This window comes from Mycobacterium sp. NPDC050853 (genome assembly GCF_040653875.1).
Classification (GTDB): Bacteria; Actinomycetota; Actinomycetes; order Mycobacteriales; family Mycobacteriaceae; genus Mycobacterium.
This window is the reverse complement of sequence record NZ_JBFAGW010000001.1, coordinates 567,377-588,639: the sequence shown is the minus strand read 5'-3', so window position 1 is coordinate 588,639 and position 21,263 is coordinate 567,377. Positions and strand designations below refer to the sequence as shown.

Genomic DNA, 21,263 nt, shown 5'->3' with positions numbered 1-21,263 from the left:
TCTCAGATCAGTTGATGAGGCCGTCCAGGTACGTCTGTACATCGACGGCCAGCGGTAGCAACCCCGAGTCTCTTGCCTGCATCAATGATGGTGCGGCCCTGTCCTTTTCGGAAATAAGCAACGAAAGTTCGGTGCCGTCGGGAGTGGTCGTGGGCCACCTGACACCCACTGTTGGATCCAGTGGGTCGATACCGTGCTCGCGGCCCGGGGCGTATCCGGTCGAACATAGGTAGGCAACTGTGGAGCCGTCTTCCAGGGCAAGGAAGGCGTGGCCGGCTCCCTCTGGGATGTAGATGGCACGCCGGTCACTGGTATCGAGCAGCACCGCATCCCATGCGCCGAATGTCGGTGAACCGACGCGAATATCGACCACAACGTCATAGACGGACCCGCTGAGGCACGTGACGTATTTGGCTTGTCCGGGTGGCACATCGGCGAAATGTATGCCGCGCAACGACCCGGCTGCAGACACCGAGCAATTGGCTTGTTGCAAGTCGAAGGGATGTCCGATGGCCTCGGCCAGCGCGGGCCCCTTGAACCATTCGAGGAACACCCCGCGGTCGTCGTGGTGCTGCACCGGGGTGATCTCGAAGGCGCCCGGTACCGAGAGTTCGCGGATTTGCATATCACTGCCCCCGTGCGGCGTATTGAGCTTCAACGCCATCCTTGATGGGTCGCCACCAATCCTCGTTGTCGCGGTACCAGGCGATGGTTGCGGTCAGTCCACCGGCGAAATCGCCATGCGTTGGTTGCCAACCCAATTCATCGCGCAGCGGTGTCGGGTCAATGGCGTAGCGCAGATCATGACCGGCGCGGTCCGTGACATGGTCGAAGTCGTCCGGTGCTTGGCCCATGAGCTCCAGGATGGTGCGCAGCACCGACAGGTTGTCTCGTTCGCCGTCCGCCCCAATGAGATAGGTGCGTCCGATGGTTCCCGACTCGATGATGCGCCACACCGCACTGTTGTGGTCGTCGACGTGAATCCAGTCCCGGACATTGGCGCCCGCCCCGTAGAGACGAGGACGACGACCCGTGAGGATGTTGGTGACCTGCCGAGGAATGAACTTCTCCACATGCTGATACGGCCCGTAGTTGTTGGAGCAGTTGGAGATCGTCGCGCGCACTCCGAACGACCTCATCCACGCACGCACCAACAGATCGGCCGAGGCCTTGGAGGCCGAATACGGGCTCGACGGGTTGTAGGGGGTGTCCTCGGTGAACCGATTCGGATCGTCGAGCTGAAGGTCACCGAATACCTCATCGGTGGAGATGTGGTGCAACCGCACATCATGGCGGCGTACCGCTTCCAGCAGCGTGTAGGTACCAATGATGTTGCTGTGCAAGAACGGCGACGGATCGGCGAGTGAATTGTCGTTATGCGTTTCGGCGGCGAAGTGCACCACCACATCGCTGTTGGCGACCAGTCGATCCACCGTCTCGGCATCGCAGATATCGCCCTGCACCAGGTCGACTGCCGCGGCCACCGGCGCCAATGATTCACGGCTACCCGCATACGTGAGCGCGTCGAGGACCGTAACCGAGACATCGGGGCGTTCACGGACGGTCGTGTGAACAAAGTTGGCTCCGATGAAACCGGCGCCGCCGGTGACCAGCATCCGCATGCTGTAACCCTAACGGGGGATTACCGAAGCACGTCCGCCAGTGAGGTCAACGTGTCGATCAATCCCTTATCGCCTAGGACCTGAATCAGCACCTGATCGGCGCCCGCGTCGATGTGCTTGCCCAGCTGACCGGCGATTTCTTCGGCGGTACCGTGCGCCACCACGGCGTCGATGAATGTGTCGCTACCCGGTGAGGTGACATCCTCGTCGCTGAAACCGAGTCTCTTCCAGTTGTTTACGTAATTGCTCAACTGAAGATAGAAGTCGACGGTGCTCCGGCCGATCGCACGTGCACTCTCCGCGTCGGTGCTCAGCACCACCTTGTGCTCGGGAATGAGCAGGGCATCTGGACCGATGACCTCTCGGGCCTGTCGGGTGTGTTCCGGTGTCGTCAGATAGGGGTGTGCGCCGGCGGTGCGATCCGCGGACAGCTTCAGCACCTTGGGTCCCAATGCGGCCAGCGCCCGGCGCTCCTTGGGGACGCCTGCCGCATCCAGCCCGTCGAGGTACTCGACCAGGGCGTCGTACGGCTTGCGGTACTCGGCCGATGCTTCGGGATGTCCAGCGCCAACCCCGAGCAGGAATCGCCCGGGATAGGCCGCCTCGATGCGATGGAATGAAGCGGCTATCTCGTCGACAGGGGAGGTCCAGATGTTGACGATGCCGCTGGCAACCGTGAGATGCTCGGTCGCTTCGATTAGCGGTTCCACATAAGCCAAATCCGAGGTGAACACACCCCCGATCCACACTGAGCCGTAGCCCAGATCCTCGATGGCCTTGGCCTGCTCCGGTGTGACCGGACCGCCCTTCCATACTCCAAATCGGCTGAGGTTCGATTCGCTCATATCGCGTCCCAACTTCACCGGTGGTGTCGCTATTCCTCTACCCGTCCGTCGGAGCGGGCAAGCGGTGCCGCAGGAGTGGACGAATGTTCCTTGGTCTGCTGAGTGCGGTTGAGAAGCTCGGGTAGGTCGATACCTGAAACCTTAAGACTCTCAATCACTTTCGCTACCGCTTGCGGGCTAACCCCGAGAAGGGTGCCCAATGCGTCCTGGGCATCACCGGCGCCGCCGATGATGGACAGCCTTTCGATCTCGCCGAGCGGTTTTGCCGCGGCCTCGGTTGTCTGCACCACCGCCGCCAGGATGTCCGGCAGGGTCAGCAGTCGTGCGGCCTCCGGCGTGTAGGCGTTGAGGGCCGCGGCGACCTCCTTCTTTCCGTCGGCCTCTGCCAGCAGCTTGGCCTTGGTGCCCTCAGCCTCGGCGATCAGCTGGGCCCTGGTGCCGTCGGCTTCTGCGATGAGCTTGGCCTTGGCACCGTCGGCGGCGGCCTGCTGCTCCACGCGGAATGCGTCGGCGGCCGCCTTACGGGCGTCAGCCTCCGCGGAACCCTTCTGCCGTTCCGCCTCGGCATCGGCCTGCGCCTTCAGGATCGTGGACTGTCGACTGCCTTCCGCGATAGCGATATCGGCCTGACGACGTGCTTCGGCCGGGGCGATGACATCGGCCTGCAACGCGGCCTGAGCCTGCTCGGTGCGTCGCAACTCCACCTCGGTGCGGGCTTGCACGCGCGCGGCCTCCGCCTGCTCGCGGGCAATACCCACGTCCTTCTCGGCCCGTGCCTGGGCCAACGGGCCCGCCTGATCTGCCTGGGCGTTCTCGGCTTCGGTCTGTGCGCGCAGCCGTGCCAGCTCCACGTCGCGCTTCTGGTTGGCGGAGGCGATCGCGGTATCGGCCTCGGCCTGCGCGATGGAGCCGGCCTGCCGGGCCTGTGCCGATTGAATCTGCGCGTCCCGTTCCGCTTGGGCCGTGCCGACCGTCGCATCGCGGCGGACCTCGGCGATACGACGCTGCCCCAGCGACTCCAGATACCCGTTGCGGTCGGAGATGCCCGCGATCTTGAGGACATCGACCTCCATACCGATGCGGGAGAGGTCACCGCCTGCTTCCTCCACCACGCTGCGCGCCAGCGAATCACGATTCGAGTTCAGGTCCTCGACGGTCATGGTGGCTGTGATGCCGCGCAGGCTGCCTGCCAGGATCTCATTGATCTGCCGCTGCAATTCGCTCAGATCCGCGGTCAGGAAGCGTTGGACAGCGGTCTGCACGGCCTCGTCGTTAGAGCCGATTCGCACCAGGCCCACGGCCTCGACGTTGACCGGAACGCCATTGTTGGACAACGCATTCTGCAGGTTGATGTTCACGTTGAACGGTTCGAGCGACATGATGTCCACCCGCTCGATACCGGGCATCTTGAACCGGGCGCCACCGCGCACCACCTTCGGCTGACCGCGCCCCGTGAAGACGGCGACCTCATTGGGCGGCACCTTGATGTAGTTGCGGACGTAAATCAGCGGCAGGGCCACGAATAGCACCAGTACCGCGATCGCGATGATGACGATGATAACGAGCAAACTCATATGAGGTCCTTCGTGGTTGCGCCGGATGGCGCTTCGGGGATGGCGACGACGTGCAGGTATTCCGAGTCGACATCGGCGATGTAGACCGCAGTGTTCTTGGACAGTTCAGAAGGCTCATCGCTGATCGCTCGCGAATGCACCCGGTTGCCGTCGGCATCGATGAACGCGATCTCACCCCAGCCATCTCCGGCGGGCACTTCGAGGGTTACGGTGCCGAGCCTGCCCACATAGGACGCACGACCGGAGTGTGAGTTCGCTTGCTGGCCCCGCAGGTATGTCAGGAAAAGTTGCAGGATCGACACCAGGGCAACGGCGCACACCACGGCGACGATCGCCGTCGGCAGTGGCGAGATGTGCAGCGCCGAGCCGACGAATCCACCGGCGCCTGCGCCGGTGAGCGCTGCGGAAAGGGAGGTCAGGCTCAGAAACGGCATCCCGTCGCCGTGGCCGATATCGGTGAGCAGCAGCGCTGAGAGCACCGCGATGCCTCCGACCGCGAAGGCCGCCAGATATCCGATCGTCAGACCGTCCACCCGACCCCCTCCCCGTTGCCGACGGCAATGTTCGCCACTACCGACATAGGTACCACGAATCCGCCCCGCTGGCTACGTGCTCACCTGGTGCGGCGCGCGCCGCACCAGGTATGTCACTGCCGAGATCGCGATTGCCGCGATGCCGATGCCGTCGAGCAGTGATCTGTCGGCAGGTAGGCGGTCTTGTCCTCCGAACTAAGTAATCAACGGAAGGTTCGGATCGTCCCTGCCCGCGAGCGGGACGGTGATCTCTGGGGAGGGGCAGTGGATCGGCAGCTGCGCATCGGGCCGGGTAGTCGTCGGCGCGGGATCCACCGACCTTGTCCAGTTCGGTTCCGGACCGACCAGATTCGACCTGCAGTGCAGCTGACGGCTACCCGGTTCGAGCCGGGACCGATCCATTGGCCGGTGGCGTGTCGAGCGCAAAACGGGAAACAGCGAGGAGACATACATGCCCGGAGAGAACCTGACCCGAGTCGAGGCGGCGGAGCGCGCGAAAGCACTCCCAGTTCGAAGTGCCGGATTCACGGCGTATGTTCGCGGTGTTGGAACAGCCCGACCTCAAGGCGACGTTCAGATTCACCGTCACCGCCCCCGCCCGCTCGGAAGTGGTGAGCAGCCAGCCAACACCAGCCCGCACCGCCGCCGGCGAGAAGGACGGCGAGGCGATCGCTAACTCGAAGGTGGCAGCACATGCATGACCTGATCATTCTCGGCGGCACGGTCTATGACGGCTTCGGTGGAGCGGGCATCACCGCCGACGTGGCCATCGCCGACGGTCGAGTCGCGGCGATCGGCGCGGACCTCGGCCCTACCCGCGAACGCATCGACGCGGACGGTCTCGCGGTGACGCCAGGATTCGTTGACCCGCATACGCATTCCGACACCGTCCCGTTCATGCCCGATCCGCAGCCCTTCAAGTTGCTACAGGGAGTGACGACCGAGATCGTCGGCAACTGCGGATACACCTGCGCGCCAACACATTCGGATCACGCCGCTGAGGTGGTGGCAGAGATGGGACATTCCTTCCCTCGATTCGTCGACTACCTCGATGCCGTCGATGTGGCCGGAACGACGAACCACCTCGCAGCGCTCGTGGGTCACAACACGCTGCGCATCGCAGTGGCAGGGTTCGAACGGAAGCTGCCACCCGGTGGGCTGGAGCGGATGTGCGAGCTCGCCGACGAAGCATTCGCTGCAGGCGCCGTCGGCTGGTCGTCGGGACTCGAGTACGTGCCGGGCGCCTACGCCGAGCGCGACGAACTCATTGCGCTCGCGCAGGTCGCACGCCGCTGGGGCGCGAGCTATGCAACGCACATGCGCAACGAGGGGGAGGGGCTACTCGACGCCGTCGACGAGGCGATTGCTGTTGCCCGGGCGGCTGGAATTCGGCTTCAGGTATCGCACTGCAAAGCCTCCGGATACGCCGCGCACGGGGCGGCGCCCCACCTGCTCGAACGCATCACTCAGGCCCGCTTGTCCGGGGTGGACGTGCTCGGCGATCTGTACCCGTACGAGGCCTGCAGTACCGGTCTCGTAGCAGTGCTCCCGACGCTCGCCTCCGAAGGAGGCAAGAGCAGGCTTCGGGAACGATTGGCCGATCCCCTGGAACGGCTGCGGCTACGCCGGATCGCTGAGGATCCTGTCGAGTTTGTGGGAGCAGGAATTTGGCGTGAGATCCGACCCGACGACCTGACTGTCACCCGACATGCAGATCTTGCCGTCGCCGGTCGAACCCTCGCCGACATCACAGGTGATCGCGACCCATGGGACACCCTGTGTGATCTGCTTCTCACCGACCCTGCGGCCGACACCGTGCTGCACGTCATGCGGGCCGACGACGTCGAAACCCTCATGCGGAGCCCGCTCATCTCGATCGGTTCAGACAACGATGTCCCTACGGGTCTTGTTCATCCACGCACATACGGGACCTTTCCTCGCTTCCTCGGCACCTACGTCCGTGACCGTGAGATCGTGTCTCTCGGCGAGGCTGTGCGAAAGATGACATCCGCATCTGCTTCACAGTTCGGACTTTCAGATCGGGGCTGGTTGGGGCGCGGTGCCGCTGCTGATATATGCATTTTCGACCCTGATGTCATCGACCACGCCGGCAATTACAGTCATCCCGAAACACCGCCCGCCGGTATGCAATGGGTATTACTTGAGGGGACTCCAGTGATCCGCGACGGACAGTTCTCAGGGGAGCGCCGTGGGCGACTACTTCGAGCCGGAACGAGCGAGCCCTCCGGTCCGCTGCGCTGACCCATCAGTCTGAATCTGGGGCATTCTCATCGGATCTGGGGAAGCCAAGGCCTCGGGTGGCGAGGTAGTTATGCCAGCGGCGCTATGCGCCATTTCCGACTTACGTACCACGAATCCGCCCTGCTTGGCTACGTGCTCAATTGCTCAGGCGTGCGCCGCACCAGGTAGTGGCCTCAATATACGGACCGAAATATCGGTAGGCGCACGATTTGCCCCGCGCGGTACCGTCATGGTGTGCCTCACCTTGCGGCGGTATCAGCGGACGCACGCCGGGACGTCACCGATGACGCCGTCGTGGTGGTCGGCGGCGGACCTGTCGGTTTGCTTGCTGCCGCGGTATTGGCACGCCGGGGAATTCACGTGGTTGTGCTCGAGGCTGCCGGCTCGAAAGAGCGTCAGCGGCACCGAAACTGCGCCACATTTGTCGGGCACTCGACATTGCGGCGATATGACCGGGTGGCACCCGAGCTCGGCGCCCGGCTGCGCGGGTCGGCGTTGGCGGTTCACGGTGTCCAGACCTTCTACCAGGGCCGACCGGTATTCGTCATGTCCTCGTACGCTCCATCGCGGATGCCCGGCCCGTGGAATCCGGCGGCCTGGGGAATGAGCTTGTCGCAGAAAGCAATTGAAGACGAGACATTGGCCGAGGCGCTGGACCTGGGTGTTGAGTACCACTCGGGTGCCGCGGTCACTGACATCAGCACCGATCACACCGGAGCGCGGCTCACCCTCGCAAGCGGCGACCGGGTGCGCGCCAGCTACGTCATTGCCGCCGACGGCACCAGGTCGGCCATTCGCCAAGCACTGGGTATCGGCATGTCGGATCGCCCGCCGTCCCCGCCGTGCGTGGTGATCGACGTCGAACCACACGCTGACGGCGTCACTGCGGATCTACCCGTGCAGATCCAGTACCACCACCCCGATCTCGGCGAGCGGCACGCCATTCGCCTGCCGTACCCGGATGGGCTGCGCCTGGATGTCCAGTACCTGCCTGAGGACGAAGCGACCGCACCGACCGCAGAACAAGTGCGCTCCTGGGTCACGGCGCTGACCGGTGACGACTGGTATGCGGACCACATCAGGTCGGTCGAGGTGCATCAGACCGTCCAAGGAGTGGCCGCCAGCTACACCGACGTCAACCGCCGGGTGCTGCTCGCGGGCGAGGCCGCTCACCAGTTCGCGCCGCTGGGTGGACGCAGCCTGAACTCGGGTGTGGCTGACGCGGTCGCTGCCGCGGATGCCATTGCGGAGGCGTTGGGTGAGCCCAGTGACCTTGCGGCGGCCTGGCTGGCGATCAACCGCAGCGCTCGCGAGCGGCGTCGGTCGGGAGTGCGTAACCGGATACTGTCCGTTCGGGCCCAGCGAGTCCTGGACGGTTCGGATGTCTCGATGCGTGCCAGGCGGACCGTCGCAGCCAAATCCGCACCCCATATATGGCTCGCGGGGGCATGGCTGACCGCCGGCCTGGTGCGGCCCACGGCGATTCCCCATATCAGCAGGTCGGGAGTCACCTGGTCCTAGGGCATTCGGGGATACTGACCGGACTCTTGGCCAGTTTGGCTTGGGGGCGTTACGCGAGTACCCTTGACCAACGGTGCGGCTTACGTGCCGACTATGTGCGTGCCCAGTCCTGGATTTTCCTGTCACCGGCTCACGTTTCGAGGGTCGGTAAGGGTTTGCCGTGTCATGCCGGCGATAGCCGGAGCAGGCAATAAGAATCGCGGAGGATATGGCTAAGAAAGACGGAGCCATCGAGGTCGAGGGTCGGGTGGTCGAACCCCTGCCCAATGCGATGTTTCGCATTGAGCTGGAGAACGGACACAAGGTGCTCGCCCACATCAGCGGCAAGATGCGGCAGCACTACATCCGCATCCTGCCCGAGGACAGAGTGGTGGTGGAGTTGTCTCCCTACGACCTGTCCCGCGGTCGGATCGTTTACCGGTACAAGTAACTACAACTGCGAGACAGGATCGAAGAACGTGAAGGTCAACCCGAGCGTCAAGCCGATCTGCGATAAGTGCCGCGTGATTCGCCGGCACGGGCGCGTCATGGTGATCTGCCAGGACCCCCGCCACAAGCAGCGGCAGGGCTAGGCGTAACAGCCAGCCAGCAACAACTGAATGATGACCTCCCAGAACCACTGACCGGAATCGCTGGTCAGACACCCCCGGAACGAAGGCCGGGGCCCCAACCTAGAGGGGGCGGACTGGGAACAGACCTTCGTTGAATGAAAGAGGAACTGCCGCATGGCACGTTTAGTAGGCGTTGACCTACCGCGCGATAAGCGTATGGAAATCGCGCTCACCTATATCTATGGCGTTGGCCGGACCCGTTCCAAGGAGATCCTGGCCGCCACGGGTATCAGCCCCGAGCAGCGCAGCAAGGACCTGACCGATGATCAGGTGACTCAGCTGCGCGAGTACATCGAAGCCTCTCTCAAGGTGGAGGGTGACCTGCGCCGCGAGGTCCAGGCCGACATCCGCCGCAAGATTGAGATCGGCTGCTACCAGGGCCTGCGCCACCGTCGTGGCCTGCCAGTGCGCGGTCAGCGGACCAAGACCAATGCGCGTACCCGCAAGGGACCCAAGCGCACCATCGCCGGCAAGAAGAAGGCCAGGTAACCCGCAATGGCACCACCAAAGAAGGGCGCCGGTTCCGGCCCCAAGAAGGCGCAGAAGACCCGTCGTCGGGAAAAGAAGAACATCCCGCTCGGCGCTGCGCATATCAAGAGCACCTTCAACAACACCATCGTCTCGATCACGGACCCGCAGGGCAACGTGATCGCCTGGGCGTCCTCCGGCCATGTCGGCTTCAAGGGTTCGCGTAAGTCAACCCCGTTCGCCGCACAGCTGGCTGCCGAGAGCGCGGCTCGCAAGGCACAGGAGCACGGCGTGAAGAAGGTCGACGTGTTCGTCAAAGGTCCCGGCTCCGGCCGCGAGACCGCCATCCGCTCGCTGCAGGCCGCTGGCCTCGAGGTGGGCGCGATTTCCGATGTCACTCCACAGCCGCACAACGGTTGCCGTCCGCCCAAGCGGCGCCGGGTCTAAGGGAGGCTTGAACTAAATGGCTCGTTATACCGGACCCGTCACTCGCAAGTCCCGTCGTCTGGGCGTCGACCTCGTCGGTGGCTCCAGCGCGTACGAGAAGCGTCCTTACCCCCCCGGCCAGCATGGTCGCGCGCGGGTCAAGGAGAGCGAATACCGCACCCAGCTGCAGGAGAAGCAGAAGGCTCGCTTCACCTACGGCGTGATGGAGAAGCAGTTCCGTCGCTACTACGCCGAGGCCAACCGGCACTCGGGTAAGACCGGTGAGCAGCTGCTGCAGATCCTTGAAACCCGCCTCGACAACGTCGTGTACCGGGCAGGCCTTGCCCGCACCCGACGGATGGCACGTCAGCTGGTGAGCCACGGCCACTTCACCGTCAACAACGTGAAGGTGGACGTGCCTAGCTACCGGGTGTCGCAGTACGACATCATCGACGTCAAGGAAAAGTCGCTGAACACCTTGCCGTTCGAGGTCGCACGCGAGACCGCGGGCGACCGGCCCATCCCGGGCTGGCTGCAGGTCGTTGGCGAGCGCCAGCGCATCCTCGTGCACCAGCTGCCCGAGCGCGCCCAGATCGACGTGCCGCTCACCGAGCAGCTGATCGTCGAGTTCTACTCGAAGTAATCGTCTGTAGCGATTCTGCTGCAGACCCACTTGACCGGCATCAAATAGCGGGTGCCGAGAAGGAGATAGAGAAACACCATGCTGATTTCTCAGCGACCCACCCTGTCCGAGGACACGCTGGCCGAAAACCGGTCGCGCTTCGTCATCGAGCCCCTGGAGCCGGGTTTCGGCTACACCCTGGGCAACTCGCTGCGGCGCACCCTGCTGTCGTCCATCCCGGGCGCGGCCGTCACCAGCATCCGGATCGACGGTGTGCTGCATGAGTTCACCACCGTTCCAGGGGTGAAGGAAGACGTCACCGACATCATCCTGAATCTCAAGAGCCTGGTCGTGTCCTCGGAAGAGGACGAGCCCGTCACCATGTACCTGCGCAAGCAGGGACCGGGCGCCGTCACCGCCGGTGACATCGTGCCGCCCGCCGGTGTGACCGTGCACAACCCGGACATGCACATCGCGACCCTGAACGACAAGGGCAAGCTGGAGATCGAGCTCGTCGTCGAGCGTGGTCGCGGCTACGTCCCGGCCGTGCAGAACAAGGCCTCGGGTGCCGAGATCGGTCGTATCCCCGTCGATTCCATCTACTCGCCGGTGCTGAAGGTCACCTACCAGGTGGACGCCACCCGCGTCGAGCAGCGCACCGACTTCGACAAGCTGGTGCTGGACGTCGAGACCAAGAACTCGATCACCCCGCGTGACGCGCTGGCCTCGGCCGGTAAGACGCTGGTTGAGCTGTTCGGTCTGGCACGCGAGCTCAACGTCGAGGCCGAGGGTATTGAGATCGGGCCGTCGCCGGCCGAGGCAGACCACATCGCCTCGTTCGCGCTGCCCATCGAGGACCTGGACCTGACCGTCCGTTCGTACAACTGCCTCAAGCGCGAGGGTGTGCACACCGTCGGCGAGCTGGTCGCCCGCACCGAGTCGGACCTGCTGGACATCCGCAACTTCGGTCAGAAGTCCATCGACGAGGTGAAGATCAAGCTGCATCAGCTTGGCCTGTCTCTCAAGGACAGCCCGACCAGCTTTGATCCGTCCGAGGTCGCCGGATACGACGTCGCCACCGGCACGTGGTCGGACAGCGCCTCGTACGACTTCGATGGCGACCAGGACTTCGCCGAAACCGAACAGCTCTAACACAATCCGTCCCGGCCCTACCTGATACGGGGGCCGGCCCCGAATAGGAGATAGTTGCAATGCCCAAGCCCACAAAGGGTCACCGGCTCGGTGGATCGTCTTCGCACCAGAAGGCGCTCCTGGCGAACCTGGCCACCGCACTGTTCGAGCACGGTCGGATCAAGACCACCGAGACCAAGGCCCGCGTGCTGCGGCCGTACGCCGAGAAGCTGATCACCCACGCCAAGAAGGGCGATCTGCACAACCGGCGCGAGGTGCTCAAGAAGATCCGCGACAAGGACGTCGTGCACGCCCTTTTCGCGGAGATCGGTCCGTTCTACTCCGATCGCAACGGTGGCTACACCCGCATCATCAAGGTCGAGAACCGCAAGGGCGATAACGCGCCCATGGCGATCATCGAGCTGGTGAAGGAGAAGACGGTCACCTCCGAGGCCGACCGGGCTCGCCGGGTTGGGTCTGCGAAGGCGACTGAGGAAGCTCCTGTAGAAGAGGTCGTCGAGGTCGAGACCGACACCGCGGACGATGCCGCTGCCGAGGCTGAGGCTGAGGCCGAGGTTGACGAGGCGGATGCTCCCGAGGCTGAGGTTTCTGATGTTGAGGACGCAGACAAGAAGGCCTGATCTTGGTCACATCTGACAACAAGCCCGCCATCTCTGATGGCGGGCTTGTTCGTTTACGGCTCGATATCGCCTATGACGGAACCGGATTCGCGGGTTGGGCGGCTCAAGTAGGCCAGCGCACCGTGGCGGGCGTGCTGGGTGAGGCCTTCACGACTATCGTGCGGGAGCCGGTGTCGCTGCATGCGGCCGGGCGCACGGACGCGGGAGTGCACGCGACCGGACAGGTAGCGCATATCGATATCCCTGCGACACAGCTCCCGGGAATCCTCGGCAGATCCCGGCCTGCGGATGCCCTCGAATTTGATCTGTTGATTCGTCGGCTGTCCCGGTTTCTGCCCAATGACGTACGGGTGCTCGATATCTCGCGGGCCCCAGCACATTTCGATGCCCGGTTCTCCGCGCTGCGACGCCATTACGAATACCGGTTTTCCACCGCGCTGTTCGGTGTACTGCCCCTGGAGCGGCATGATGTCGTCGGGTGGCACCACCCGCTGAACGTGGATGCGATGAACGAGGCGTCGCGGAATCTGTTGGGGTTACGCGATTTCGCGGCGTTCTGCCGCCACCGTGAAGGCGCTACGACCATCCGTGAGTTGCAGCGATTCGATTGGGCGGCCGACGGGCCTCGGCTGACCGCACGCGTGAGCGCCGATGCTTTCTGTTGGTCAATGGTGCGTTCACTGGTGGGTGCCGTGCTGGCGGTGGGGGAGGGCAGGCGATCGGTGCAGTGGTGTGCCGACCTGCTGAAGAATGAAAGGCGTTCAAGCGATTTCGCGGCCGCACCGGCGCGCGGACTGACGCTGGTCGGCGTCGACTATCCGCCGGACAATCAGATGGCGGCACGCGTGTTGATCACCCGCGACATACGGGTTAGGCCAGCGGTCGACTAGTGCGGGCTAACCCCTATTCGGTGGGCTCGCTTTCGCCGTGCCGGTTGAGCTTCGATGCGACGAAAGCTGCCGCCTCGGCGGGCAATCCGGTGCGCTCGTACGAGGTGTGAGCGTCCCAGCTGTTATTTGGTCCGGCCATGCAGATGGGATCTCCCTGGTTGCAGAGATCGATTGCGCGCGAGCCGTATACGCCGGCAATGCCGCTTAATGGTCCACCGGTTCGGTGCGTTGCGTTTCCGAATGTCGCGATGGCGACGATACGGTCGCCTACCGACGCTGACAGAGGACGACTGAACCCGAGACCGACATTCGGGACACCGATGATCGTGTCGATCACTTCGGCGCCCATCGAATACCCGCCGATGACGAACTTGGTTCGTGGGCAGCTCGCCGCGACCGACTGCAGGTGATTGCTCAGGTCATTGGCCCCGCCGCCGGCCGAGAAGATCCCCGCGTCATAGTTGACGGGGTAGACGTTCATAGTGGCTCCGGTCGCAGTGATGCGTGGTGTCAGGGAATCCACGAATTCGTCGCCCACCCGGCCCAGACCGACCGGTTCCTTACGTCCGCGCGCAAACGAGACGTCGACATCCGAGCATGGATCCGCCGAAGCGGTAGGGATCGCATGAACGAGCCCAACAACATTCACCCCTGACAGCGCAAAGATCGTCAAGGGGACAAGAAAACTTAGGACCACGCCGACCCTCGTGCCCCGCCGATGCGTGGTCACGCCCTGATATTACGGGGCGACGCGGCCGCGCGTTGTTCTTTTTTAGAGCTTGCCTGCCACGAAGGACGCGGCCTGGGCGGGCAGGTTGGTCTGCTCGTAGGTCTGATGTGCGGTCCAGGAACGCCCGCCACTATCGCAGACGGGGTCGCCGGGGTTGCACTGGTCGATCCATCGCCCAGCAAGGGGGCCGGACATCTGCCCCTCGCGGCGCGCGACGTTCCCGAATGTCGCGACCCCTCTGATCCCCGGTGGTGGACTGTCGGCGACATCGTCGACCACAGTCGCTCCCATCGAGTAGCCGCCGATGACGAGTTTCGTGTTGGGGCAGGATGCCGCAATCTCGCTGAGGTGGCCGCGTAAGTCGTCGGCACCTTCCCCGGTGGAGAGCAGACCGGCGCTGTAGTTCACGGGATAGACACTCAAGCTGCCGACCTTGTTCTGCAGCGCTCCGACGAAAGCATCCCCCACACGGCCGAGGCCCGGCGGCTCATCGCGGCCGCGGGCGAAGGAGACATCAACTGCGGCGCAAGGGTCGGCGGTTGCGGTGCCCGGGTTCGACACCGTCAGCACGCCGGTGAACATGAGCAGAGCGGCGACCAGGTATCCCCACCGCCGGATGTGCAAGATTGCAGGCCAAACAGCATTGTGCGTCGTCACACGCGAATGCTACGGGTAAGTCAACCTACCTGTCATATCGGTGCGGTATGGCCCTCGTCACCTGGGCAGGAGCGCTCCGAGGAAGTCGATCATCGCGCCGTTGACCGCGCCCGGCTGCTCCATCTGGACGAAGTGGCCGGCACCCTCGACGATCAGGACGGACCTCAGGCCGGGAACGAGATCGGCCATCGCGGTCATCGGGTCGCGGCCGAGCATTTCCAGGACCGGGTCGGCCGATCCGGCGATGAATGCCACCGGCACGTTGATCGGCACGTCGTGCAGGTGCTCGTTCTGGGCCCACACCTGGTCCTCCGCTCGGTACCAATTGAGTCCGCCGGTGAACCCTGTCCGCGCGAATTCATTCGCGTAGTAGTCCAGGTCTGCGTCGGTAAGCCAATTCCACGGCAGGGGAGGGGGGCCGGGCAATACGTCCAGATAACCGTTGCGCTTACCGTCCGCGTAGGCGGGGAAGGCCCAGCAGTCCAGATAACGGTTGGCGCCGCTGAGAGCGTTGAATAGCGCGGCTAAGAACGCCTTTGGCTGCGAGTTGAGCTCAGCCTCCGCTACTCCGGGTTCTTGGAAGTACTCCAGGTGTGTGAAGTGCTGCGACGCAAGATATTTGAAGCCGACGCTGGGTTTCACCGGGAGGCGCCGGGTGCGCGGTACCGACAGCTGGATGAGGGCAGAGACTCGATCCCCTGCCCAGGCAGGCATGTCCCACACCAGATGTGCCCCGAAATCGTGTCCGCAGAACACCGCGTCCTGCAGATCCAGGGCGTCCAACAGGCCGACGAGGTCGTTGACGGTGGTGCCGCGGTCATAGGCGGTAGCGTCCCGCGGCGCCGTCGTGTGTCCGTATCCGCGCATATCCGGTGCGATCGCCCGATATCCGGCCGCGGAGAGTGCGGCCAGTTGGTGGCGCCAGGTGTACCAGAGTCCGGGAAAGCCGTGGCATAGAACGACCGCCGGGCCTTCGCCCTGCTCGGCGACATGCATGTCGATTCCATTGACCGACAGCTGACGGTGGGTGATCTGGGAAACAGTCACCCCGGCGAGGCTAGTTCACTCTGGCTGCCGCGAAGTCCGCAGCCTGGTTGATCAGCGCCGTCGGGTATGAGGTGTGGGACTTCCAGCTGTCGTTATCGCCACCCATGCATACGGGGTCGCCGTCATTGCACAGGTCAAGAACCCGATCTCCATACGCGCCGGCCAGATTCTGGATCGGGGCGAAGCGGTTGACGATATTGCCGAACGTGACGATCGCACGGATGTGGTCGCCCACCTCCGGTGGAACCGGGTTGCTGAAGTTGAAGAAGTCGCCGATCGATACCGGGCCCTGAAAACCCAGAGCGGTGTCGACCACGCCCGCACCCAGCGAGTAGCCGCCGACGACGAGTTTGGTGTCGGGGCAGTTGTTGGCGGTCTGCTGCAGGTGTGCGCTCAGGTCGTTGGCGCCGCCACCCACGTCGGTGTTGGCGTCATAGCGCACCGCGTAGACATTGATGTTCTTGACACGATTGCGCAGCGCGCCGACGAAGGCCTCGCCGATGTCGCCGAGTCCGGGCGGTTGGCTGCGTCCGCGGGCGAAGGACACCTCGACATTGGGACATGCCGCCGAAGCGGTGGCGGGGAGAATTGCCGCCAGACCAGTGGTCAACATGATGGCCGCAACCGAAACAACCGCCGCGCGAGCGGCGGCGGTGAGGAACTTACTGGCTGGGCGTGGATTCGGTTGTAGCGTCACATGCTGAGATTACGGATAATTCGCTGTCGTTGCCATGTGATTTCATTCCTGCAGGTCGCGATGCTGTGTTCTTCGCTGCATTGGATTCGGAGTGCGATTGTCTGTCCCCGCCCTGATGTGCGAGCACGAGTCCCGCGAGAATGACTGCGGCGCCCACATACTGGACGGGTGCGATGGTCTCGCCGAGCAGCACCCAGCCCGCGATTACCGCGCACAGCACTTCGGTGAGGCCGATCAACGAGGCATAACTTGGCTTGAGCCGGGCAATGGCAGCGATACCGGTGAGGTAGGCGATCGCCGTGGTGACCACCCCGAGCACAAGGATGGGTACGTACACCGGCGCATGCCAACCGGCGACCTGAACGTCCTGTGCGGAGAAGGTCGTGGGCATAAGCCCGGTGAGCGCGAAGCCGCTCACGGCGATGGTGCTGACGAGCAGACCGCTTGTGGTCAACGTGATGGGTTGCAGCCCTTGTGCCTTGCCGCCCGCGCGGTGCGACGAAATGAAGTAGTACGCGGCGCATACCGCCGCGCCCAGTCCCCACAGCACACCCGCGGGCTCTACGCGTGCGCCGCTGAAGATGTTGAGTACCAACAGCATTCCTGCCAGCGCAAGAGTGGCCCCGGCGAGCACCTGGGTGCGCGGGCGCTGCCGTGTGTAAAGCCATGTCCACGCGATTACCAGGATGGGGCTCAGGAACTCGAGGAGCATCGCGACTCCCACCGACATGTGTCTGACCGCGCCGAAGTAGCAGAACTGGGCGCCCGCGACGGGAATGATGCCGTAGAGCACAACGACTTTGGCGTGACGACGAGCCTCGGAGAACCATCCTGGCGCCAGTATGCAGGCAGCCACGATCATGACTGCGGCACCGGTGGCCAAGCGTGCGGTGACCACGGCCGTCAGCGACCACCCGGCAGCCATGAGTGACTTGGCGAAGGGGCCGGAAAACCCGAAGGTGGCGGCCGAGGCTATGGCGAGGACCAGCCCAGTTCGGAAAGTGGCCCTGTCGTTCACCGCACCTCCCACGTGTCATGAGTAAACTTGAATACGGTCATGACCATAGACATGAAGGGTGTCAGGTGTCAAATGATTTTCACTCATGACACAGAGCAGGGGCTACGGTCCGCCGCAGAACTGATCAACACTGCGCGCAATGATCGGGAGCTGCTCACGGATCTGGTGGCGTTACCGCCGCTGCTCGACCGGTACGGCTGGACGGGTAGGCGTGACGGCGACGAGGCCGAGCTTCACGCCGTGAAGGTGCTACGTATGCGGTTGGGCGATATCTGGGCGCATATCAACGACGAGGAGTACGTGGTCCGGCAGGTCAACGCGCTGCTGGCCGATACCCACGCTTCGCCGTGGCTCACCCGGCACGTCGAAGAGCCCGACTGGCACTTGCACATGGCTGCCAGTGATGCGCCGCTGGCGGACCGCCTCGGTGCCGAGACCGCCATGGTGTTCGCTGACCTGATGCGCACCGGGGAGCAGCGGCGTCTGAAGACCTGCGCCGCCCCGGACTGCGACGCCGTCTTGGTGGACTTGTCGCGTAACAGGTCCCGGATGTTCTGCGATACCGGAAACTGTGGCAACCGCCAGCATGTCGCCGCCTACCGGGAGCGCATGCGCGACGAGCCCTAGCGGCCGCCGGCGCGAAGTTACTGCGCGTAGGCCTGTATCGGCCGGCCCAAGTAGGCGAGCTCGTCGCTCACGGTGACCAGGCGGACCTGGATGGTTTCAGCGCCCGCGGTGAGAAGTATGTGGTCGCCGTACCCATTGGGTTGGTCGATGATGACATCGGGCCGGGCCGGAAGTGCGTCGTACTCGCTGCTGATGATGTGCAGGGCCGTGCAGTTGCTCGGTAGCGCGGTCGGCTGCATGCCGTCCACCACCGCCAGAGTGCATCGGGGGTCGATAAATCCTGGGCCACTGGCGAATTGGATGCGGTTGGCGTCACCGATTGAGGTCACCATGACATCCCACATGTGTGGTCGGTCGGTGTAGACGACGGCGAGCGCACCGACCGCCACCGATCGGAGTACCACCTGCTGGCATACGTAGAGCTCGGCACGTACGACCACGGTATGTACACCGAGTCCGGACAACCGCGCCGCGATAGCCCGGCCCGACATGTCCGATCCAATCAACTGTCCGCAGCCGGATGTCGGCAGATGTATACCGTCGAGCTCCTCGTTGCTCATCTCGATGCTGCGTGTCAGGTACTCCAAACCGATGGCGCCCACGGGAAGTCCGGCGAAGAACGCGTCGCGTTGGCTGCCGTTGAGCGAGGTCATTCCGGTGGAACGGCGTACCGGGAGTTGTTCGTCGGTGGCCCACCGGACCAGCGCGCCAACCGATGTGCGGCCTTTCGCGGCGGGGCGCACTCGTACCGTCACCGTGGTCTCCAGCGTTGGCCGGGCCCACAATCCGGTCAGCGTGGCATCGGTGATGTACCACGGGTCAATGCCCATGGCGACGTTGTACGAGTCGATCAGCATGAGTCCGCTCCACTCCTCATGCATGGGCGCGCCCGCATATTGGCGGAGCATCTCGGCGCTGATTCGGTGAATCTGTCCGGCCTGCAGGATGGTGCTGCTGCAGTGTGACGCAGCCAAGGCCCGTCGAACGCGTGCAGTGGCGATAACGGCGCATCTTTCCGCACCGCGCCGCCCACCTCCGCGACGGAATACCGCGTCCACATTGGCGCCGGGGTCGAACCGCAGCACCACCCACACGGTGCGAATGGCAACGGCAGGCAGGGGACCCACGAGCCGGTCATAGCCACCGCGCAAGACCGTGCCCTGCGCGGTGCGCTGGCCGTTGCTGATGACGTCGATGCTTTCGAGCTCGATATCGTTCTGCTGCATGCACTCCCGCAGCACACGAAGCGGTACGAGGGAGTCGGTCGCGCAGTGATCCGGGGTGATGACCGAGGGATGGCGCTGGGTTGCGCTGATTTCCAGCACCGTGATGAGTTTGCCGTTTTCCCAACGGGTTCCGGTCCAACTGTCCTGGCTGCTCGGGGTATCGGCGATACTGCCCGAGCTTCGGTAGGTGCGGCCCGTCAGATACCTGAAACCGGTGACGGCCCAATGTCTGACGGTCTGGCCTCCCCATCGGCCGAGGACAAGCGCCAACGACACGATCGCTATCAACAGCGCAGCCCACCACGGCCAGCCGAACAGCAATGAAACGAGGATTGCGCCGAGAATCAGCAGCTGTGAAACCACCATGATCTGGATCGGCATCGTGGCCCGACGTACCTGTGTCGGAGCCGCCCCACTCGAGGTCACATTTCCCCCTTCTGTCCCGCCGTAACGCAACGCTTGACCCGACTCGATCACCGCGGTTGCCACCCGCAACCTATCGTGGTTGCCCAGTATTGCAATAGGCTGCAGGCCCGTGTGGCCGGTACGTAGGATCTAACACGATCGGGGTCGGCCGAGACGGTCATCAATAGGCCGTAGACCCGAGTTTCACGGAGGGGGGACGATGGCGCGACAACCGACCACTCGGCTGCAGGTCAGCGGGTACCGGTTCCTGGTGCGGCGCATGGAGCATGCACTGGTTCGCCGTGACGTCCGAATGATTCACGATCCGATGCGGTCGCAGTCGAGCTCGCTCACGGTCGGTATTGCGCTGGCCACTGTGATGGTTGCCGGTTGCGCGATCTTGGCGTTCTTTCGCCCTAACATGCCGCTGGGTGACCAGCCCATTGTCATGGCCAAGGACACCGGAGCGGTCTATGTCCGGATCCAGGACACGCTGCATCCCGCACTCAATCTGGCATCGGCTCGGTTGATCTCCGGGAACAACGAGAACCCCAAGCCGGTCAAGGATTCCGAACTGGCCAAGGCGCGACGCGGTCCGCTGGTCGGGATTCCCGGTGCGCCGGCGTCGATTCCGGGTCCCTTAACAGGGGACGACACCATCTGGACGGTCTGCGATGTCTCGACGCCTCCACCGAGCTCCACTGTCACCACCACTGTGATCGCGGGCAAGGTGACCCTGGAGAACGGTAACCAGGAGATGCCGAAGGATAGGTACGCCCTGGTGACGGTTAACAGCCAGATGTACTTGCTCTACGACGGCAAGCGGGCGGCGGTCGACCTGACGAACCCCGCGGTGACCCGTGCGCTGCGGCTGGAAGGTGTGACGCCCCGACCGATTTCGATGTCTGTGCTCAATGCCATTCCCGAGATGCCGGCCGTCGCACCGCCGCCCATCCCGGATGCTGGCGCGCCATCGCCCATCACGACCGCCGGAGTTCGAGTGGGATCGGTCATTAAGATGAGCCGGGCGGATTCGGCCGAGTATTACGTCGTGCTCGCTAGCGGGGTGCAACGTGTCAATGAGGTCACCGCGGATCTCATCAGGTTCTCCGATTCTCAGGGGGCGCAGGACATAGTTACCGTCGCGCCCGACGTGATTTCGGGGCACCCCAGCCTCAATCTGCTTGCGGTGCAGACGTTCCCGGAGCGTGCGGGTAAGACTGTCGACGTGCCGGAGAAGTCGGTGCTGTGCAGCAGCTGGAAGCCTGGTCAGGAAAAGACGCAGGAGCATGCCGCCACCAAACTGTTGTTGGGGAATTCGCTGCCGTTGAAGACCGATCAGGTGCCGGTCGTGTTGGCGCAGGCAGACAAGGAAGGCCCCAACGTCGACACGGCCTACATTCCGCCCGCGCGAAGCGCTTTCGTGCGCTCCACCGGTCTCGGTGGAGACACCGGGCGCGCCGAATCTCTGTACCTCGTTCTCGATACCGGTGTGCGCTTCGGTATCGGAAATCTCGAGGCTGCGAAAGCGCTGGGGCTCACCGTCGAACCCGTCGCCGCACCGTGGCCGATCGTTGGGCTGCTGCCGCCCGGACCGCGGCTGAGCAAGGAAGACGCCCTCGTCGTGCACGATGGAATGCCGCCCGACAAGACAGGTTTGGCGATCAACCCGTCGACATCGGCGCAAGCACCGTCGTAAGTCGCGCGTTA

At 63.8% G+C, this 21,263-nt stretch carries 24 protein-coding genes; 13 read left to right on the top strand and 11 right to left on the bottom strand.

Going from position 1 to position 21,263, the window contains the following annotated elements:
* Positions 1 to 7: 7 nt before the first annotated feature.
* From rfbC to AB0H22_RS02720, 5 genes are read right to left on the bottom strand one after another with little or no spacing between them, the layout of a single operon-like run.
* The gene (gene rfbC / locus AB0H22_RS02740; RefSeq protein WP_358144611.1) at positions 8 to 625 is read right to left on the bottom strand and encodes a dTDP-4-dehydrorhamnose 3,5-epimerase; all 618 of its coding nucleotides are present in this window, start codon (positions 623 to 625) and stop codon (positions 8 to 10) included.
* A 1-nt stretch (position 626) separates the two neighbouring features.
* Positions 627 to 1,622: a dTDP-glucose 4,6-dehydratase gene (gene rfbB / locus AB0H22_RS02735; protein ID WP_180748645.1), complete on the bottom strand. Its 996-nt coding sequence runs from the start codon at positions 1,620 to 1,622 to the stop codon at positions 627 to 629.
* Between the two features lie 20 nt (positions 1,623 to 1,642).
* Positions 1,643 to 2,467, bottom strand: coding sequence for an LLM class F420-dependent oxidoreductase (locus AB0H22_RS02730; protein WP_358144609.1), 825 nt, complete (start codon positions 2,465 to 2,467; stop codon positions 1,643 to 1,645).
* Positions 2,468 to 2,496: 29 nt separating this feature from the next.
* Positions 2,497 to 4,041, bottom strand: coding sequence for an SPFH domain-containing protein (locus AB0H22_RS02725; protein ID WP_358144607.1), 1,545 nt, complete (start codon positions 4,039 to 4,041; stop codon positions 2,497 to 2,499).
* Positions 4,038 to 4,574 carry a hypothetical protein gene (locus tag AB0H22_RS02720; RefSeq protein ID WP_358144605.1) on the bottom strand — a complete coding sequence of 179 codons (537 nt, stop codon included), beginning with the start codon at positions 4,572 to 4,574 and terminating at the stop codon, positions 4,038 to 4,040. Before AB0H22_RS02720 ends, AB0H22_RS02725 begins: the two co-directional genes overlap by 4 nt.
* 515 nt (positions 4,575 to 5,089) lie before the next feature.
* On the opposite strand from AB0H22_RS02720, the gene AB0H22_RS02715 reads away from it, so the two are divergent.
* From AB0H22_RS02715 to truA, 11 genes are all read left to right on the top strand, one after another.
* Positions 5,090 to 5,275: a hypothetical protein gene (locus AB0H22_RS02715; protein WP_358144603.1), complete on the top strand. Its 186-nt coding sequence runs from the start codon at positions 5,090 to 5,092 to the stop codon at positions 5,273 to 5,275.
* Positions 5,268 to 6,836, top strand: a complete 1,569-nt coding sequence (locus tag AB0H22_RS02710) for an amidohydrolase family protein (RefSeq protein ID WP_180748642.1) — start codon at positions 5,268 to 5,270, stop codon at positions 6,834 to 6,836. Before AB0H22_RS02715 ends, AB0H22_RS02710 begins: the two co-directional genes overlap by 8 nt.
* A gap of 234 nt (positions 6,837 to 7,070) precedes the next feature.
* Positions 7,071 to 8,357 (top strand): FAD-dependent oxidoreductase, encoded by a 1,287-nt coding sequence (locus AB0H22_RS02705; protein WP_180748641.1) that lies wholly within the window; start codon positions 7,071 to 7,073, stop codon positions 8,355 to 8,357.
* A gap of 208 nt (positions 8,358 to 8,565) precedes the next feature.
* Complete coding sequence (gene infA, locus AB0H22_RS02700) at positions 8,566 to 8,787, top strand: translation initiation factor IF-1 (protein ID WP_003418601.1); 222 nt, start codon at positions 8,566 to 8,568, stop codon at positions 8,785 to 8,787.
* A 28-nt stretch (positions 8,788 to 8,815) separates the two neighbouring features.
* A complete protein-coding gene (rpmJ, locus tag AB0H22_RS02695) occupies positions 8,816 to 8,929 on the top strand; it encodes a 50S ribosomal protein L36 (RefSeq protein WP_003886927.1) in 114 nt (37 codons plus the stop codon).
* 153 nt (positions 8,930 to 9,082) lie between these two features.
* A complete protein-coding gene (gene rpsM / locus AB0H22_RS02690) occupies positions 9,083 to 9,457 on the top strand; it encodes a 30S ribosomal protein S13 (RefSeq protein ID WP_180748640.1) in 375 nt (124 codons plus the stop codon).
* 6 nt (positions 9,458 to 9,463) lie between these two features.
* On the top strand, positions 9,464 to 9,883 hold the full coding sequence (gene rpsK, locus AB0H22_RS02685; RefSeq protein WP_180748639.1) for a 30S ribosomal protein S11: 420 nt from the start codon (positions 9,464 to 9,466) through the stop codon (positions 9,881 to 9,883).
* 16 nt (positions 9,884 to 9,899) lie between these two features.
* Positions 9,900 to 10,505, top strand: a complete 606-nt coding sequence (rpsD, locus tag AB0H22_RS02680; protein ID WP_078297681.1) for a 30S ribosomal protein S4 — start codon at positions 9,900 to 9,902, stop codon at positions 10,503 to 10,505.
* A 78-nt stretch (positions 10,506 to 10,583) separates the two neighbouring features.
* The gene (locus AB0H22_RS02675) at positions 10,584 to 11,636 is read left to right on the top strand and encodes a DNA-directed RNA polymerase subunit alpha (protein ID WP_180748638.1); all 1,053 of its coding nucleotides are present in this window, start codon (positions 10,584 to 10,586) and stop codon (positions 11,634 to 11,636) included.
* Positions 11,637 to 11,695: 59 nt separating this feature from the next.
* Entirely contained in the window at positions 11,696 to 12,256 is a 561-nt protein-coding gene (rplQ, locus tag AB0H22_RS02670; RefSeq protein WP_358144567.1) for a 50S ribosomal protein L17, read from the top strand.
* A 2-nt stretch (positions 12,257 to 12,258) separates the two neighbouring features.
* Complete coding sequence (gene truA, locus AB0H22_RS02665; RefSeq protein ID WP_358144565.1) at positions 12,259 to 13,146, top strand: tRNA pseudouridine(38-40) synthase TruA; 888 nt, start codon at positions 12,259 to 12,261, stop codon at positions 13,144 to 13,146.
* 13 nt (positions 13,147 to 13,159) lie between these two features.
* Here the strand turns inward: truA and AB0H22_RS02660 are convergent, their stop codons facing one another.
* The 5 genes from AB0H22_RS02660 to AB0H22_RS02640 form a co-directional block, all read right to left on the bottom strand.
* A complete protein-coding gene (locus tag AB0H22_RS02660) occupies positions 13,160 to 13,876 on the bottom strand; it encodes a cutinase family protein (protein ID WP_180748635.1) in 717 nt (238 codons plus the stop codon).
* Positions 13,877 to 13,918: 42 nt separating this feature from the next.
* Positions 13,919 to 14,458, bottom strand: a complete 540-nt coding sequence (locus AB0H22_RS02655) for a cutinase family protein (protein ID WP_180749705.1) — start codon at positions 14,456 to 14,458, stop codon at positions 13,919 to 13,921.
* Between the two features lie 132 nt (positions 14,459 to 14,590).
* Positions 14,591 to 15,580, bottom strand: a complete 990-nt coding sequence (locus AB0H22_RS02650) for an alpha/beta hydrolase (RefSeq protein ID WP_180748634.1) — start codon at positions 15,578 to 15,580, stop codon at positions 14,591 to 14,593.
* A 10-nt stretch (positions 15,581 to 15,590) separates the two neighbouring features.
* Complete coding sequence (locus AB0H22_RS02645) at positions 15,591 to 16,193, bottom strand: cutinase family protein (protein WP_358146020.1); 603 nt, start codon at positions 16,191 to 16,193, stop codon at positions 15,591 to 15,593.
* 49 nt (positions 16,194 to 16,242) lie between these two features.
* Positions 16,243 to 17,295: an EamA family transporter gene (locus AB0H22_RS02640; protein ID WP_358144563.1), complete on the bottom strand. Its 1,053-nt coding sequence runs from the start codon at positions 17,293 to 17,295 to the stop codon at positions 16,243 to 16,245.
* 72 nt (positions 17,296 to 17,367) lie between these two features.
* Between AB0H22_RS02640 and AB0H22_RS02635 the strand changes: the two genes are divergently transcribed.
* On the top strand, positions 17,368 to 17,922 hold the full coding sequence (locus AB0H22_RS02635) for a CGNR zinc finger domain-containing protein (RefSeq protein WP_180748632.1): 555 nt from the start codon (positions 17,368 to 17,370) through the stop codon (positions 17,920 to 17,922).
* Positions 17,923 to 17,939: 17 nt separating this feature from the next.
* Here the strand turns inward: AB0H22_RS02635 and eccE are convergent, their stop codons facing one another.
* A complete protein-coding gene (gene eccE / locus AB0H22_RS02630) occupies positions 17,940 to 19,574 on the bottom strand; it encodes a type VII secretion protein EccE (RefSeq protein ID WP_180748631.1) in 1,635 nt (544 codons plus the stop codon).
* A 199-nt stretch (positions 19,575 to 19,773) separates the two neighbouring features.
* Here eccE and eccB point away from each other — a divergent pair, with 199 nt between their 5' ends.
* Entirely contained in the window at positions 19,774 to 21,252 is a 1,479-nt protein-coding gene (gene eccB, locus AB0H22_RS02625; protein WP_180748630.1) for a type VII secretion protein EccB, read from the top strand.
* Positions 21,253 to 21,263: the final 11 nt, after the last annotated feature.

Coding starts and splice junctions, on each gene's coding strand:
- rfbC (WP_358144611.1), bottom strand. CDS start 625: ATGCAAATCCGCGAACTCTCGGTACCGGGCGCCTTCGAGATCACCCCG.
- rfbB (WP_180748645.1), bottom strand. CDS start 1,622: ATGCGGATGCTGGTCACCGGCGGCGCCGGTTTCATCGGAGCCAACTTT.
- AB0H22_RS02730 (WP_358144609.1), bottom strand. CDS start 2,467: ATGAGCGAATCGAACCTCAGCCGATTTGGAGTATGGAAGGGCGGTCCG.
- AB0H22_RS02725 (WP_358144607.1), bottom strand. CDS start 4,041: ATGAGTTTGCTCGTTATCATCGTCATCATCGCGATCGCGGTACTGGTG.
- AB0H22_RS02710 (WP_180748642.1), top strand. CDS start 5,268: ATGCATGACCTGATCATTCTCGGCGGCACGGTCTATGACGGCTTCGGT.
- infA (WP_003418601.1), top strand. CDS start 8,566: ATGGCTAAGAAAGACGGAGCCATCGAGGTCGAGGGTCGGGTGGTCGAA.
- rpsM (WP_180748640.1), top strand. CDS start 9,083: ATGGCACGTTTAGTAGGCGTTGACCTACCGCGCGATAAGCGTATGGAA.
- rpsK (WP_180748639.1), top strand. CDS start 9,464: ATGGCACCACCAAAGAAGGGCGCCGGTTCCGGCCCCAAGAAGGCGCAG.
- rpsD (WP_078297681.1), top strand. CDS start 9,900: ATGGCTCGTTATACCGGACCCGTCACTCGCAAGTCCCGTCGTCTGGGC.
- AB0H22_RS02675 (WP_180748638.1), top strand. CDS start 10,584: ATGCTGATTTCTCAGCGACCCACCCTGTCCGAGGACACGCTGGCCGAA.
- rplQ (WP_358144567.1), top strand. CDS start 11,696: ATGCCCAAGCCCACAAAGGGTCACCGGCTCGGTGGATCGTCTTCGCAC.
- AB0H22_RS02655 (WP_180749705.1), bottom strand. CDS start 14,458: ATGTTCACCGGCGTGCTGACGGTGTCGAACCCGGGCACCGCAACCGCC.
- AB0H22_RS02645 (WP_358146020.1), bottom strand. CDS start 16,193: ATGTTGACCACTGGTCTGGCGGCAATTCTCCCCGCCACCGCTTCGGCG.
- AB0H22_RS02635 (WP_180748632.1), top strand. CDS start 17,368: ATGATTTTCACTCATGACACAGAGCAGGGGCTACGGTCCGCCGCAGAA.
- eccB (WP_180748630.1), top strand. CDS start 19,774: ATGGCGCGACAACCGACCACTCGGCTGCAGGTCAGCGGGTACCGGTTC.